14 protein-coding genes are annotated in these 13,048 nt (G+C 67.9%); 8 read left to right on the top strand and 6 right to left on the bottom strand.

Annotation, left to right across the window (positions count from 1 at the left end; genetic code table 11):
- Positions 1-46: 46 nt before the first annotated feature.
- A complete protein-coding gene (locus OX958_RS28260) occupies positions 47-583 on the bottom strand; it encodes a CGNR zinc finger domain-containing protein (RefSeq protein ID WP_270132868.1) in 537 nt (178 codons plus the stop codon).
- A gap of 96 nt (positions 584-679) precedes the next feature.
- Between OX958_RS28260 and OX958_RS28265 the strand changes: the two genes are divergently transcribed.
- Both OX958_RS28265 and OX958_RS28270 read left to right on the top strand, forming a co-directional pair.
- The gene (locus tag OX958_RS28265; RefSeq protein ID WP_270132869.1) at positions 680-1,297 is read left to right on the top strand and encodes a LacI family DNA-binding transcriptional regulator; all 618 of its coding nucleotides are present in this window, start codon (positions 680-682) and stop codon (positions 1,295-1,297) included.
- A 96-nt stretch (positions 1,298-1,393) separates the two neighbouring features.
- Positions 1,394-1,627 (top strand): hypothetical protein, encoded by a 234-nt coding sequence (locus tag OX958_RS28270; RefSeq protein WP_270132871.1) that lies wholly within the window; start codon positions 1,394-1,396, stop codon positions 1,625-1,627.
- Positions 1,628-1,701: 74 nt separating this feature from the next.
- Here OX958_RS28270 and OX958_RS28275 read toward each other — a convergent pair whose 3' ends face one another.
- Positions 1,702-5,160 carry an error-prone DNA polymerase gene (locus OX958_RS28275; RefSeq protein ID WP_270132872.1) on the bottom strand — a complete coding sequence of 1,153 codons (3,459 nt, stop codon included), beginning with the start codon at positions 5,158-5,160 and terminating at the stop codon, positions 1,702-1,704.
- A gap of 62 nt (positions 5,161-5,222) precedes the next feature.
- Between OX958_RS28275 and OX958_RS28280 the strand changes: the two genes are divergently transcribed.
- Both OX958_RS28280 and OX958_RS28285 read left to right on the top strand, forming a co-directional pair.
- Positions 5,223-5,573 carry a hypothetical protein gene (locus OX958_RS28280; protein WP_270132873.1) on the top strand — a complete coding sequence of 117 codons (351 nt, stop codon included), beginning with the start codon at positions 5,223-5,225 and terminating at the stop codon, positions 5,571-5,573.
- A gap of 247 nt (positions 5,574-5,820) precedes the next feature.
- The gene (locus OX958_RS28285; RefSeq protein WP_270132875.1) at positions 5,821-6,108 is read left to right on the top strand and encodes a hypothetical protein; all 288 of its coding nucleotides are present in this window, start codon (positions 5,821-5,823) and stop codon (positions 6,106-6,108) included.
- Here OX958_RS28285 and OX958_RS28290 read toward each other — a convergent pair.
- The gene (locus OX958_RS28290) at positions 6,105-6,344 is read right to left on the bottom strand and encodes a twin-arginine translocase TatA/TatE family subunit (protein WP_270132877.1); all 240 of its coding nucleotides are present in this window, start codon (positions 6,342-6,344) and stop codon (positions 6,105-6,107) included. The two genes, OX958_RS28285 and OX958_RS28290, sit on opposite strands and share 4 nt — an antisense overlap.
- A 163-nt stretch (positions 6,345-6,507) precedes the next feature.
- Between OX958_RS28290 and OX958_RS28295 the strand changes: the two genes are divergently transcribed.
- Genes OX958_RS28295 through OX958_RS28305 form a run of 3 tightly spaced genes read left to right on the top strand, consistent with a single transcriptional unit; the run spans position 6,508 to position 8,566 of the window.
- Positions 6,508-7,239, top strand: coding sequence for a class E sortase (locus OX958_RS28295; protein ID WP_270132880.1), 732 nt, complete (start codon positions 6,508-6,510; stop codon positions 7,237-7,239).
- Between the two features lie 20 nt (positions 7,240-7,259).
- Positions 7,260-7,922: a ferritin-like domain-containing protein gene (locus OX958_RS28300; protein WP_270132882.1), complete on the top strand. Its 663-nt coding sequence runs from the start codon at positions 7,260-7,262 to the stop codon at positions 7,920-7,922.
- Between the two features lie 14 nt (positions 7,923-7,936).
- The gene (locus OX958_RS28305; RefSeq protein ID WP_270132883.1) at positions 7,937-8,566 is read left to right on the top strand and encodes a ferritin-like domain-containing protein; all 630 of its coding nucleotides are present in this window, start codon (positions 7,937-7,939) and stop codon (positions 8,564-8,566) included.
- Positions 8,567-8,629: 63 nt separating this feature from the next.
- Here OX958_RS28305 and OX958_RS28310 read toward each other — a convergent pair whose 3' ends face one another.
- Positions 8,630-9,865 carry an Nramp family divalent metal transporter gene (locus OX958_RS28310; protein ID WP_270132885.1) on the bottom strand — a complete coding sequence of 412 codons (1,236 nt, stop codon included), beginning with the start codon at positions 9,863-9,865 and terminating at the stop codon, positions 8,630-8,632.
- 224 nt (positions 9,866-10,089) lie between these two features.
- Between OX958_RS28310 and OX958_RS28315 the strand changes: the two genes are divergently transcribed.
- Positions 10,090-11,088, top strand: a complete 999-nt coding sequence (locus tag OX958_RS28315; protein WP_270132888.1) for a ferritin-like domain-containing protein — start codon at positions 10,090-10,092, stop codon at positions 11,086-11,088.
- A 72-nt stretch (positions 11,089-11,160) separates the two neighbouring features.
- Here the strand turns inward: OX958_RS28315 and OX958_RS28320 are convergent, their stop codons facing one another.
- Together OX958_RS28320 and OX958_RS28325 are read right to left on the bottom strand one after the other, a co-directional pair.
- Positions 11,161-11,598, bottom strand: coding sequence for a hypothetical protein (locus tag OX958_RS28320; protein ID WP_270132889.1), 438 nt, complete (start codon positions 11,596-11,598; stop codon positions 11,161-11,163).
- On the bottom strand, positions 11,595-12,974 hold the full coding sequence (locus tag OX958_RS28325; protein WP_270132891.1) for a DUF4331 domain-containing protein: 1,380 nt from the start codon (positions 12,972-12,974) through the stop codon (positions 11,595-11,597). Before OX958_RS28325 ends, OX958_RS28320 begins: the two co-directional genes overlap by 4 nt.
- Positions 12,975-13,048 lie beyond the last annotated feature (74 nt).

A 13,048-nucleotide genomic window follows, 5' to 3' on the forward strand; every position in this document is an offset into this window, starting at 1 on the left:
GCAAGCCAGTACCGCGCGGCGCGCTCGCTCCGTCAGCGGTCGGCGGTCATGAGGCGGATCGCCGGGTACGCCGGTACTTCGCGGCGCGGGCGCGGTTCTGGCAGGTGACCGAACAGAAGCGGCGTCGGCCGGCAGGCGAGCCGTCGACGTAGATGTCGGCGCAACCGCCGTCGATGCAGACTCCGAGGCGACCCGGATTCTCGTCGCACAACTGCGCACGCAGGGCCAGCAAAGCCGCGGCCAGGAGAGCGTCGTGCGGGTCCACCCACCAGGTTCGCCGTACTTCGCCGTCCGTCACTGCCAGGTCGGGCCGTACGTCGATGGTCCTCAGCAAGCCGGAGACCGCGTCCACGCGAGCCGCCGTACCGACCGAGGTGAAGATGCCGAAGATCGTGTCCGCGAATTGAATCAGCGCGGTGTCGGTCAGCGTGTCCGCCACCGAGGCCGGGACGCCGGCACGGTGGACGTGATCGGCGAGCGGTGGCACCTCCGATCGGGCACCCGCGCGGCGCGGCTCGACGCCCCACCCGTTCACCAGTTCGACCAGAGCGTCGAGCGGCATCGGCTCCACCTGAACTCGCATCTGGCCAAGATAACGCGTTGCTCCCCGCCATTGCGTTGCGTCGACCGGCTCGATAACGTGATCAGCTCCATCATCACGTGACGATCCGGAGGAACGATGACGGCGCGGATGCGCGATGTCGCCCAGAAGGCCGGTGTCTCGTTGAAGACCGTCTCCAACGTCGTCAACCACTCTCCGCAGGTGACGCCGGCGACTCGGGCGAAGGTGGAGGCGGCGATCGCCGAGCTCGACTATCGCCCCGACCTCAGGGCCCGGTCGCTGCGCAACGGACGCTGCGGCATGATCGCGCTGGCGATTCCCGACCTCGCGCAACTGTCGTTCGCCGGGCTCGCTGCTGCCGTCGTCCGAGCCGCGAAGAACCACGGCATCGCCGTCCTGATCGAGCAGACCGAAGGCGACACCGCTGCGGAGGATCACGTCCTCGACGGTCTCCGTGACCGACTGGTCGACGGAATCCTGTGGTGGCCGACGGCATCCACCGGCACCGGAAACCCGCGCAGACCGGTGGTCCTGCTGGGGGACGGCTGTTCCGAGCTCGCTTTCGACCGAGTCTCGCTCGACCACACACTGCTGCCGGTCGCGCCACCCACCCAGCGGGAGATGCTGGCCGACGCGGCCGTGGGACTGCTGCTGGACCGCGTGGCCGGCATCGGTTCGGCAGGACGGTGCCACATCCTCGTCCCGGCGAGCTCCCGACCCCGCGAGACCTGCTAGCCCTTCAGACCTCTCCGCACGGGAGTGACCATGACTCGTCAACCGGGGTACTGGGGGTCGAAGGTCATCACCCCAGCGACCGATTGGAGCGGCGTCATGAGCGAGGTTGAGTCGAGCGGCCACACCGGCGAACCGTGGAGCGACAGCGACGTCCAGGAGCTTCGTGGGTTGGTCGACAAGAACACCCCGACTCGGCTGATCGGGCTGAAGCTCGAGAAGACCGAGGTCGCGGTACAGGACAAGCTGCGGGAGCTCGGTCTGTCGCTGGCGCCGTCGAACTGGCCACCGTACGGCGACCTGCGGAGCCACACTCGCACTCTGACCCGCTGAGCTACCGATGAGCTGCCGGTGACGGATGTGCGCGGCGGACTACCCCAGTAGTTGCCGACGGCACCGGCTTGCCGCTAGCGGAAGTCGCGGGACTTGGTCTTGGCTGCGAGCGGGAGGGGATGGAGTCTTTCGGCGTTGAGGTTGACGACCTGGCCGGTGCGCTGGACGCGGCCGGTGACGATGACGGCGGCTGCTGTCCGGGCGGTTTTGGCGTTGGCGGTCCAGGCGCCGACGGAGACGACGATGTTGGACATACCGGTCTCGTCTTCGAGGTTGATGAAGGTGACGCCGGAGGCGGTGGCTGGGCGTTGCCGGTGGGTGATGACGCCGGCCACCCGCACCCGGGAGCCGTCGTCGGCTTTCCTGAGCTCGGCGGCGGACAGGATGCCCTGGTCGCGGAGCCAGCCGCGGATGCGCTGGACGGGGTGGCCGGTGGTGGTGATGTTGGTGGACCACAGGTCGGCCATGTCAGTCTCGATCTCGCTCATCCCGGGCAGCATCGGCGGCGCGCCGACAGCGGTGATGCCGGGCAGCCGGCCGGGGCGTTCTTCGGCGGCAGCGCCGGCCTGCCAGATCGCTTGCCGCCGGTCGAGACCGAAGCAGTCGAACGCTCCCGCGGCGGCCAGGGCATCGACTTGTTTGGCAGTGATCCCGGTACGCCGTACGAGGTCGGCCATTGACGCATAGGGACCGCCGGCGTCGCGTTCGGCAATGATCTTCTCGGCGTCCTTTTTCCCGATGGACCGCACATCGGTCAGACCGAGCCGGACGGCGTAGGCGCCGTCGCGGCGGTGCGTGGCGGTGGTGAACGGCGCCTTGGGATCGAACGGTCCGACAACGGGTTGGGGGTCGACCAGGCAGGCCGGGTCGCCGGTCGGGCCGGTGAGTTCCTGGCCGTCGACGAGGGGTTCGAGGTCGGCGTTGACGCCGGAACGATCGAGGTCCGGGCGCCGGGTTTCGACACCGTGCCGGCGGGCGTCGGCGACCAGGGATTGGGGGGAGTAGAACCCCATCGGCTGCGCCCGCAGCAGCGCGGCGAGGAAGGCTGCCGGGTAGTGGAGACGGAACCAGGTGGAGGTGTAGACGAGCAGGCCGAAGCTGATCGAGTGGGACTCGGCGAACCCGAAGTTCGCGAAGGCCTCGATCTTGTCGTAGATCTCCTGCGCCAGATCACCGGTGATCCCGTTGGCCGCCATCCCGTCGAACAGCTTCGTCTTCAGCGAACTGATCTTCTCGACGCCGCGCTTGGAGCCCATCGCGCGGCGCAGCAGATCGGCCTCGTCGCCGTCGATCCCGCCGACGGCCATCGCCATCTGCATCAACTGCTCCTGGAACAACGGAACGCCCAGCGTGCGTTCCAGGACGGGTCGGAGTTTGGGGTGCAAGTAGGTGATGGGCTCTTCGCCGGTACGGCGCCGGATGTAGGGGTGAACCGCGCCGCCCTGGATCGGGCCGGGCCGGATCAGCGCGATCTCGCAGACCAGGTCGTAGAACCGGCGCGGCAACAACCGCGGCAGGGTGGCCATCTGAGCCCGCGACTCGACCTGGAACACGCCCACCGAATCCGCCCGGCACAGCTGGTCGTAGACGCCGGCCTCCTCTTTCGGGATCGTGTGCAGCGACCACGCCTCACCGGTGTGCTCACGGACGAGGTCGATGCAGTACTGGAGAGCGGCGAGCATCCCGAGACCCAGGAGGTCGAACTTGACCAGCCCCATCCAGGCACAGTCGTCCTTGTCCCACTGCAACACCGTCCGGTTCTCCTTGCGGGCATGCTCGATCGGCACCACCTCACCCACCGGCCGCTCGGTCAGCACCATCCCACCCGAGTGAATCCCCAAGTGCCGCGGGAACTTCAGCAACTGGGTCGCCAGCGCAACGACTCTCGGCGGAATGTCACCGTCTCCCCCGCCGGCCTCGATCTCCGGTGACCAGCCGTCGACGTTCTTCGACCAGGCGTCCTGCTGGCCGGTCGAGTAGCCGAGGGCTTTGGCCGCGTCGCGGATCGCGGACTTCGGCCGGTACGAGATCACGTTGGCGACCTGGGCGGCGTTGCGGCGCCCGTACTTGCCGTAGACGAACTGGATCACTTCCTCGCGCCGGTCGGAGTCGAAGTCCACATCGATATCGGGCTCCTCGGTCCGGGTCGCGGCCAGGAACCGCTCGAACGGCAACCCGTACAGGATGCTGTCCACCGCCGTGATCTCCAACGCGTAACACACCGCCGAGTTGGCCGCCGATCCCCTGCCCTGGTAGAGAATCTGCTTGGTCCGGGCGAACCGGCAGATGTCGAACACGATCAGGAAGTACCCCGGGAAGCCGCGCTCCTCGATCACCGCCAACTCCCGATCCAACCGCCGATACGCATCCGGGCGCTGCTCGCGGCTGCCGTAGCGAGTCTTCGCGCCGGTGTAGGTGAGATGCCGCAACCAGCTCATCGGCGACTGCCCCTCCGGCACGTCGCGCAGCGGGAGCTTCGGCTTGGCGCGGCGCAGATCGAACCCGAGTTGCTCGGCCAGTCGCGCCGAGTACTCCACGGCGCCGGGGAACCGGTGGAACTGTTGCCGCATCTCCGCACCGGACCGCAGAAACGCCATCCCGGCCGGCGGCAACCACCCGTCCATCGCATCCAGATCACGCCGGGCCCGTACCGCGGCGACCGCGGCGGCAAGCTGATGGTCGCGCGGGTTCGCGTAGTGCACGTTGTTCGTCGCCACCACCGCCAACCCCCGCTTGGCTGCCAGGTCCGCCAGGATCCGGTTGCGGGTCGAGTCGGTCGGCAACTGATGATCGGTCAACTCGACCACCACCCGGTCGGCACCGAACAACGCCACCAACCGGTCCAGCTCACGATCGGCAGCGGCGCGACCGGTTGCAGCTCCCCCAGCCTCCAGGGACTGCCGTACGACGCCTTTGCGGCAGCCGGTCAGCACGACCCAGTGATCACGGCCGCGCGCGGACAGTTCCTCCAGGCCGTACACGGGCCGGCCCTTCTCCCCACCCGCGAGTTGCCCTTCGGTGATCGCACCGGCCAGCCGGTGATACCCCTCCTGCCCCTCGGCCAGCACCAGCAGATGACTGCCTTCCGGATCCGCGACCCCGTTCTGCGGCCCCGGCAACCCCAGCGACAACTCCGCCCCGAACACCGTCGGAACCCCATGCGCCGTCGCCGCCTCAGCGAACCGCGACGCGGCGTACAACCCGTCGTGATCGGTCAACGCCAGACCGTGCAAACCCAGCTCGGCCGCGGTCTCCACCAGCTTCTCCGGCTGCGACGCACCGTCCAGGAACGAGAACGTGGAGTGCACATGCAGCTCCGCGTACGGCACCGCGGCCGCACGAAGCCTGGCCGCACGAGCAACCGGCGACTCCCCCTGGTCGGCGGCGACGTACGGCCCCCGATGCTGACTCCACGCCGGCGAATCGCCGCCGTCCCCAGCCGCGGGACGACCGCCGTCACTCCCCGGCCGCGACCGGTTCGACAGCCGCCGCTCGAGCTCCGACCACTTCACCGGCGGATTGTTGTAGCCCATCGAGGTTCCTCCCGTTACCCCGAGACTAGAACATGTGTTCGAAGATGAGCTACCGTGGATCCATGCTCGGACGGTTCACAGTGCGCTTGTCAGACGACGGATCCGGCACCTTCGGGGTGTGGGACGGCGCCGTCAACGGGTGGCGCGTGACCAACCTCGACCGGGCCGGGGCCGAGCAGATGAAGACCGACCTCGACCTGCAGTTCAACGCTCACGGACCGCGTCCGGCCGACGACATCCGCACCGTCGACCCCGCCCAGCCCGTCGAGCACCTCATCGTCTGGGAACCGGGAGAACTCGACGCCTGGGTCCGCGACGGCGGTCAGTGGCACGGCCGGGTCCGCAACCGCGACGGCGCCGTCGCGTGGATCCCGCAGACCGATCTACGTCCCGCCGCAGAAGAAGCGCCGTGAGGCCTCAACTCTGAAGGGGCGGAGATGTGATGGCGTGAACTGACCGCTGCTTGATCCGTCGGCGGCCGAGGCGTGCTCGCATGCCGGCAGTCGAGTACGGAGTCGCGATGCAGGTCCCAGACTCGAGTCCGAGACGCCTGCAGGCTCGTCGGGCAGACGATGGGTATCTTGATGGAACGTCGGCCGCGGAAACACAAGCACGGGTGCCGGTGACCTGGACGGAGTGCGCGGTCGGCAGAGGAGGACAGTGGGCGAATCAGTCGAGATCAACGGTCATCGCATCGCGACCATCCGGCCGGCCGGGCGTCCCGCCGGTTCCGGCGGCGAATCGGTCTGTTTCAGCTGCGGCACCCACTTCAGCGACCGGATCGACATCGAGAACACCCCCTGCGCCGACCTGACCAGAGCGCATGAACATCAGCTGGTCAGAGCCGCCACCGACGATCTCCTGTACTGCCGGCAGTGCCCGATGGTTGCCTACGATCTCGCCGACGCGGCCACCGATCCGCACTGCCCCCTGCGGCTGCCGGACTAGTCCAGCGGAGATGTGACTCGCGGCGTCGGCGAGCCGTGCTGCTCCGCCGGCTTCGGGGCCGCGTCGAGCTCGGCGTCGGCCTTCGTCCGCGGACCGACTTCCTCTTCCCAGATCTTCTTCGACCTGCCGAGCTGCTTCACCAGCCCGGGCAGCTTCGCCGAGCCGAACAGCAACACCACGATGGCCAGAATGATGAGCCACTCCGGCCCTTGGGGCATCCCGAGAAGCGTGAGCATGACGTCTCCAGTTCCTTGATGGACAGTCGCCAGGGATTCGGTGCCGGCCGGCCGGAAGATGGGTCAGGCACCGGAAAAGATGTTGCCGGGACACCTATCCGCTGCTCCGTTGTCTCCGAAGTCCCCGCTGACGCACCCCTTCGGTGAGGAGATGGTCAGCGGTATGAAGACCTGGAAACCGGCCTATCGGTGGCTGGCGGCAAGTATCGGATTCGCTGCTCTGGTCACGGTCGGCGTAGTGGTGTTCGGACCCGATGGTGAACAAGCAAGCTCAGCCGGTACGGCGAACACTCCGTCGGCACCGGCAGCCACGCCCACCGCCGGCGAAGCACCCGCGACGGAGGAATCCCCGAAGAACGAGCCCGACGCGTTGGTGAACCGCATGCTCGATCAGATCCGGAACGGCAAACCTGTCGAGTCGCAGTTCGCGCCGGGCGAGGGGAACCCGGCTTCCGGCGTACCGATCGAGGCGATCAAGGCCAAGCCCGGTGAACAGTTGCAGCTCGGCCGGCTGGCGATCCCCAAGCTGGGTGTGGATCAGCAGTTGAACAACGGAGTGGACGAGGCCGCGCTGGTGAAGGGCGTCGGGCACTGGCCCGGTACGCCGCTCCCCGGCGTGGCCGGCAACAGCGTGATCAGCGGTCACCGCAGCACGAACGGGAAGCCTTTCCTGTACCTGGACAGGCTTCGGCCGGGCGACCCGATCAAGGTGACCGTCGGTGCGAAGAGCACGACGTACAAGGTCGTGAAGACCACGATCGTGCCGGAGGCGACGTACGTGAAGTTCGTCCTGCGGCAGCCCATCGATCCCGGCGGCAAGGTGCTCACCTTGTTCGCCTGCAATCCCATCACCGCTCACTTCCAGCGCATCGTCGTCGAGGCGCGCGCTGTCTGAGTGACAACTCAAGGAGAGTCATGGGTATCAAGGCAATTTTCGGGGGCCGTCCGGTTCTCGAGTTCGCTGACGAGCACAACCGGCGCAGCTTCCTGCGCAACGCGGCCCTGGTCGGCGTCGGGGTCACGTACGTCGCCACCCGCGCCGGTGATCCGCTGGCGTTCGGCACCGCCGATCGTGGCTACGCCGCCAACGACGCGAACGCGAGTGATCTGGACATCCTCAACTACGCGCTGACGCTGGAGTACCTGGAGGCCGCGTTCTACACCGCGGGGCTGAAGGCGAAGCTGCTGAAGGGCCGCGATCTGGAACTGGTCGACCCGATCCAGCAGCACGAGGCCGACCACGTGAAGGTGGTCCGGTCGACCATCGTGCAGCTCGGTGGCAAGCCGGTCGCGGCGCCGAAGGTGAAGTTCCCGGCCGGCACGTTCAGCAGCCGGGCGTCGTTCCTGAAGACCGCTGGGGTGTTCGAGGAGCTCGGCGTGAAGGCGTACCACGGTCAGGTGCCGCTGGTGAAGAGCCCCGAGCTGCTCGGGGCCGCCGCGTCGATCGCCGGGGTCGAGTCGCGGCACGCCGCGATCATCGCCCAGATCACCGGCGGGAACCCGTTCCCGGCGCCGATCGAGGCCAATCTGGCGATGGGTCCGGTCCTGCAGGCCGCCATGCCGTTCATCGCGAAGTAGAGGGAGTAGTCCTGATGACTGACACGACAGCAGATCTGATCCACGGCAACGCTTCCGCCGTACCGGCCGGGGTCGCCCTCGGTGCCCTGAACAACGGTTTCGCACTGACAAGCGCGAAGGACTTCAAGAACGACATCGAGGTACTGAACTACGCGCTCGCGCTGGAGTACCTGGAGGCCGAGTTCTACCGCCAGGGCAACGCCGCGAACCTGGTCAAGGGCAAGGAGAAGCAGTACCTGATGCAGATCGGGGCCGACGAGGCCTCGCACGTGGCGACCTTGACGGCGACGATCCAGAAGCTCGGCGGTACGCCGATCGGCGCGCCGGCGGTCGACTTCGGCGGCGCGTTCGAGACCCGCAAGAGCTACCTGACCACCGCGCACATCTTCGAGAACAAGGGCGTCGGCGCCTATCTCGGCGCGGCCGGCTTCGTGAAGGACAAGATGATCCTGCAGGCCGCGGCCGGCATCTTCGGGGTCGAGGCCCGGCACGCCGCGGTGGTCGGCAACCTGCTCGGGCTCGAGGCCGAGGGCGGCGTCTACCTGGGAGCCTTCGAGAAGGGCCTCGCCAAGGCCGACGTCCTGACGGCGGTCGCACCCTTCCTCGTCGACCCGAACAAGGTGGTTGCCGCGATCACCCACTGATCCAGCGACGAAGCGGGCCGGTCTTCCTGGGGGAGACCGGCCCGCTTCGAGTGCGGATCTCGGTCAGCCCCGCAGTGTGAGGACGATCAGTACGACGTTCAGCGTGGTGATCGCGGTGGCGACCAGGCAGGCGACCAGCGTGGTCTGCCAGCGGTTGACGAACTCCCCCATCACTCTGCGAGACGCTGTCAGGCGGACCAACGGCCAGAGCGCGCACGGAATCCCGAAGCTGAGCACTACCTGGGAGACCACCAGGGCGCGGCTCGGGTCGATGCCGATCGCCAGGATGACGAGCGCGGGGAGCAAGGTGACGAGGCGGCGGACGGCGAGCGGGACGTGCCGCTGCCAGAAGCCTTCCAGGATCACGGATCCGGCGTAGGTGCCGACCGAGGACGAGGCGAAGCCCGAAGCGAGCAGAGCCAAAGCGAACAGCAGAGCAGGCATCCGGCCCAGGTTGTCGCCGAACGCCCGGTGCGCCGCATCGAGAGTGTCGGCACCCGAGCCCTGCAGCGCGGCGGCGGCGACCACGACCATCGCGAGGTTGACCGCGCCGGCCAGCGCCATCGCGATCCCGACGTCGAGCTTCGTTGCCTTGAGCACTTGTAGCCTGCCGGCCGCCGACCGCAACGTCCTGCCGTGGCGGTCCGTGACCAGCGCGCCGTGCAGCCAGATCGCGTGCGGCATCACCGTCGCGCCGAGCATCCCGGCGGCCAGCACGAGCGAGTCGGTGCCGTCCAGACGCGGTACCAGGCCGCCGATCACCGCCGAACCCGACGGATGCGACTGCACGGTGGAGACCACGAAGCCGACCAGCACCACGGCCAGCAGGCCCACGATCGCCGCCTCGAACGGTCGCTGCCCCCGCTTCGACTGATAGATCAGCAGCGCGAACGACACCAGTCCGGTGATCGCGCCGCCCAGCAGCAGCGGCACTCCGAACAACAGGTTGAGCGCGATCGCTCCGCCGACCACCTCGGCCAGATCGGTGGCGATCGCCACCAGCTCCGCCTGCGCCCACAAACCGGCCGAGGTCGCCCGTCTGAACTGCTCGCGACACAGCTGCGGCAGTGTCCGGCCGGTGGCGATACTCGCCTTGGCCGCGAGGTACTGGACCAGCACCGCCATCAGGTTGGCGCCGACCACCACCCAGCACAGCAGATAGCCGTACGTCGTACCGGCCGCGATGTTGGTGGCGAAGTTGCCGGGGTCGACGTAGGCGACCGCCGCGACGAAAGCCGGGCCGAGCAGCAACAGACCCGATCGGTTCAACTGGCGCTTCAATGGAGCCGGTGCGTACATCCGCCAGGCCTCTCGCTCGACAATCCGGACCTGGATCATTCGGAGCGAACGAGCTACCAGATGGTTTCGCGGAACCAATGAGAAGCGACACGCGGTCTCGACCTATCCGGGGGCACACCCGCGCCGAACCAGCGCCGATGGCTGGGTCGCGTCAACCGCTCTTGGGACGACTCGCTGTCACCGCCAGGTCGGCCGGCCTGGCGGAACTCGAATCGGGAGTACTGATGTTCGACAAGCTCTTCATCCGCAACGCGATCGATCGCAGCGCCGAGAACGGTGTCGATCGGCGCAAGTTCCTCCGGGCCGCCGGTGTCACCACCGTCGGCGCCGGACTGGCCGGCGGCGGCCTGCTCGCCGGCGGCGTGCTCAACCCGGCCAGCGCCGGCACCACCGGCTCCGGCCTGGACCTGGACCTACTCGATCTCGGTCAGGACAAGGACCACGACAACGCCAAGCCGAGCGACGGGGCGGTGCTGAACTTCGCCCTCAACCTGGAGTACCTGGAGGCCGAGTTCTATCTCCGCGCGGTCCGCGGCTACGGACTGTCCGCCACCGAGGTGCACGGCAAGGGCAAGCCCGGCGGCGTCAAGGGCGGCCGCAAGGTCAGCTTCAAGACCAAGATCGTCAAGGCGTACGCCGAGGAGATCGCGGCCGACGAGCTCGCCCACGTCAAGTTCCTCCGCAAGGCCCTCGGTACGGCGGCCGTGGCGCGCCCGGCGATCGACATCGACGCGGCGTTCACCTCCGCGGCCCTGGCGGCCAAGCTGATCAAGCCCGGCCAGAAGTTCGACGCCTATGCCAACGAGAACAACTTCCTGCTCGCGGCCTACGTCTTCGAGGACGTCGGCGTCACCGCGTACAAGGGCGCCGCCCCGCTGATCACCAACAAGACCTACCTCGAAGCCGCCGCCGGCATTCTCGCGGTCGAGGCGTACCACGCGGCCAACATCCGCACCACGCTCGTCGCGCGCGGCCTGGAGGTCCCCTCGGTGGCGATCTCCGACGCCCGCGACAGCCTCGACGGCAAGGCCGACCTCGACCAGGGCACGACGTACAAGGGCAAGACGAACATCGTCCCGACCGACGAGAACGGTATCGCCTTCAGCCGCGGCGCCGACCAGGTTCTCAACGTCGTCTACCTGACCCCGAAGAAGGCCACCAAGGGAGGCTTCTTCCCGGCCGGCGTGAACGGCCAGATCAACACCAGCCGCGCCAACGCCTGAGCTGACCCAGTGACCAGGATCGTCGGGGTGGGCCTTGCTCCCATCCCGACGATCCTGGCCCAGGAAGCCGGCCTAAGCCGGCCAGTCCGCCTCGGTGACCTGGCCGCTGACCACTTCCACCGTCAGCTGCACCGGTCCGTCCGGCAGGGCGTGCAGTTCGTAGCTGCCTTCCGCTACGTCGAAGAAGACCGCCGAGTAGACCAGCTCCCCGTCGGCCGCCGAGCGCGGAACGACCGCCACATGCGGAAACCCGGATCCGTGGCCGTGCCCATGCCCATGCCCGTGGCCGTGCCCGGCCTCAGCGCCCTGTTCGCCGTCGTGCTCGTGGTCCTCCGTCACGGCTGCCCAGCCGACCGGCCGACGCTCGATCTCGACGTCGTCCAGTTCGGCCGGCATCGTGATCACGATCGCGCCGACCCCGTCGCCGATGTCGAGCAGGACCGACGAGCCCTGCCCCGCATGCGGGTTCTCCTCCGCGTTGGTCAGCGGCTTGTCATGCCCCACGCTCATGAGGCGGCCGGTACGCCCGGCTTGCTCTGGTATCCGCCACCCGGCGTCCCGAGGTACGGGAACACCTTGAGGTAGTCGGAGTTCGTGTTCGACGTACCGTCCTGGACCGCCGAGGCGGCACCGTCGGGGGTGAACGTCTTGTCCACCAGCGGGATCGTGAGCCCGGCGATGGCCCGGATCTCGACCGTCACGACGTCGTCGAAGACGCGGCGGCCGTTCGGGAAGCCGGCGGCGTCGCCCGCCACCAGACCGAGCGGGTTCGGCGTCTTCGCCGGCGGTACCGCGACGTTCAGCCGCAGCATGTCGGCCTGCACCGGACCGGTGTAGTTCTGGAACCCCGGTACGACGCCCTTCGGGATGCCGGTCAACAGGATCGCGGCCAGGTCGGCCCGCGGCTTCTTGTACGCCGCCAGCTTCGGGAACACCCCCGGATACAGCACCGGCAGCAGCCCGGCCAACTCCGGCTTGGTCACGTACTCCGCGTACTTCTTGTCCTCCGACGGCGGCCGGCTGTTCCACTTGTCCTTCTCCGCCATCGGCACGATGACCTCGTTGAACAACGGGTTGCCAAGCCGGGAGACCTGCTTGTGCGGACCGTGCCACAGCGAGATCCCGAGCAGGTCGTTGAAGATCTTGGACTGCTGGCGGCTCGCGGTGGCGTAGACGCCGATCACGGACTTGGCGTCCATCACATCGGTCGGCTTCCTGCCGTCGCGGGTCAGGTCGGTGATCGGCACCTGCAGCGCGATCGTGTGCACGTTCGAGCCCTGCAGACCGTTGACCCCCATCGCCGCGGCGGACGGGATCAGGTGCGCCGCCTGGAACGGCCGCAGGGTGCCGAGGTCGAAGATCGATCCGAGGTCGGCGAAGAACCCGTCGGCGCGCTGCCCGGCGAACACCTTGCGGTTGGTGCCGATGGTGTGGATCGCCTCACCGGCGAGCTTGGCGTAGTTCGGCGTACTGCGCGGGCCGACGTTGACCGGCGGCGCGGCCAGCTCACGAGCCAGGATCCGGGACCGGCCGTTCTCGACCCGGGTGACCGAGTAGTACTGCGGCCGGTTCCAGGTCTTGTCCTTGATCGACGTGATCGGGCCGGTGTTGTAGAGGAACGTCTTCTTGTTCCGGATCTCGGCGTGGAAGCGGAACTGGTAGCTGATGTCCGCGTGGGCGTCACCGCCGTTGGAGATGTGGATCTGGTAGAGCACGTCGTCGCCGAACTCGTAGAAGTTCGGTCCGCCGAACGGGTTCTGGAACGGGATGAAGTTGGCGATCAGCGTCACCGTGTCCGGTTTGTCCGGGCTGACGAACGCGTACACGTCGGTGTTGTCGGCGACCGGGTCCTTCGAGATCTCCGGTGCTTCGCGATGCGAAGACATGAAATTTCCTCCAGCTGGGGTCGAGCTCAGGTGATGGTTGGCAAGCCACCGTCGGCGGCGCTGCCCGGACCGCG

It is taken from the genome of Kribbella sp. CA-293567 (assembly GCF_027627575.1).
GTDB lineage: Bacteria > Actinomycetota > Actinomycetes > Propionibacteriales > Kribbellaceae > Kribbella.

What these genes read in the sequence shown, in the direction of transcription:
- OX958_RS28260 (WP_270132868.1), bottom strand. Translation starts at nt 583, where the DNA reads ATGCGAGTTCAGGTGGAGCCGATGCCGCTCGACGCTCTGGTCGAACTG.
- OX958_RS28265 (WP_270132869.1), top strand. Translation starts at nt 680, where the DNA reads ATGACGGCGCGGATGCGCGATGTCGCCCAGAAGGCCGGTGTCTCGTTG.
- OX958_RS28270 (WP_270132871.1), top strand. Translation starts at nt 1,394, where the DNA reads ATGAGCGAGGTTGAGTCGAGCGGCCACACCGGCGAACCGTGGAGCGAC.
- OX958_RS28275 (WP_270132872.1), bottom strand. Translation starts at nt 5,160, where the DNA reads ATGGGCTACAACAATCCGCCGGTGAAGTGGTCGGAGCTCGAGCGGCGG.
- OX958_RS28280 (WP_270132873.1), top strand. Translation starts at nt 5,223, where the DNA reads ATGCTCGGACGGTTCACAGTGCGCTTGTCAGACGACGGATCCGGCACC.
- OX958_RS28290 (WP_270132877.1), bottom strand. Translation starts at nt 6,344, where the DNA reads ATGCTCACGCTTCTCGGGATGCCCCAAGGGCCGGAGTGGCTCATCATT.
- OX958_RS28295 (WP_270132880.1), top strand. Translation starts at nt 6,508, where the DNA reads ATGAAGACCTGGAAACCGGCCTATCGGTGGCTGGCGGCAAGTATCGGA.
- OX958_RS28300 (WP_270132882.1), top strand. Translation starts at nt 7,260, where the DNA reads ATGGGTATCAAGGCAATTTTCGGGGGCCGTCCGGTTCTCGAGTTCGCT.
- OX958_RS28305 (WP_270132883.1), top strand. Translation starts at nt 7,937, where the DNA reads ATGACTGACACGACAGCAGATCTGATCCACGGCAACGCTTCCGCCGTA.
- OX958_RS28310 (WP_270132885.1), bottom strand. Translation starts at nt 9,865, where the DNA reads ATGTACGCACCGGCTCCATTGAAGCGCCAGTTGAACCGATCGGGTCTG.
- OX958_RS28315 (WP_270132888.1), top strand. Translation starts at nt 10,090, where the DNA reads ATGTTCGACAAGCTCTTCATCCGCAACGCGATCGATCGCAGCGCCGAG.
- OX958_RS28320 (WP_270132889.1), bottom strand. Translation starts at nt 11,598, where the DNA reads ATGAGCGTGGGGCATGACAAGCCGCTGACCAACGCGGAGGAGAACCCG.
- OX958_RS28325 (WP_270132891.1), bottom strand. Translation starts at nt 12,974, where the DNA reads ATGTCTTCGCATCGCGAAGCACCGGAGATCTCGAAGGACCCGGTCGCC.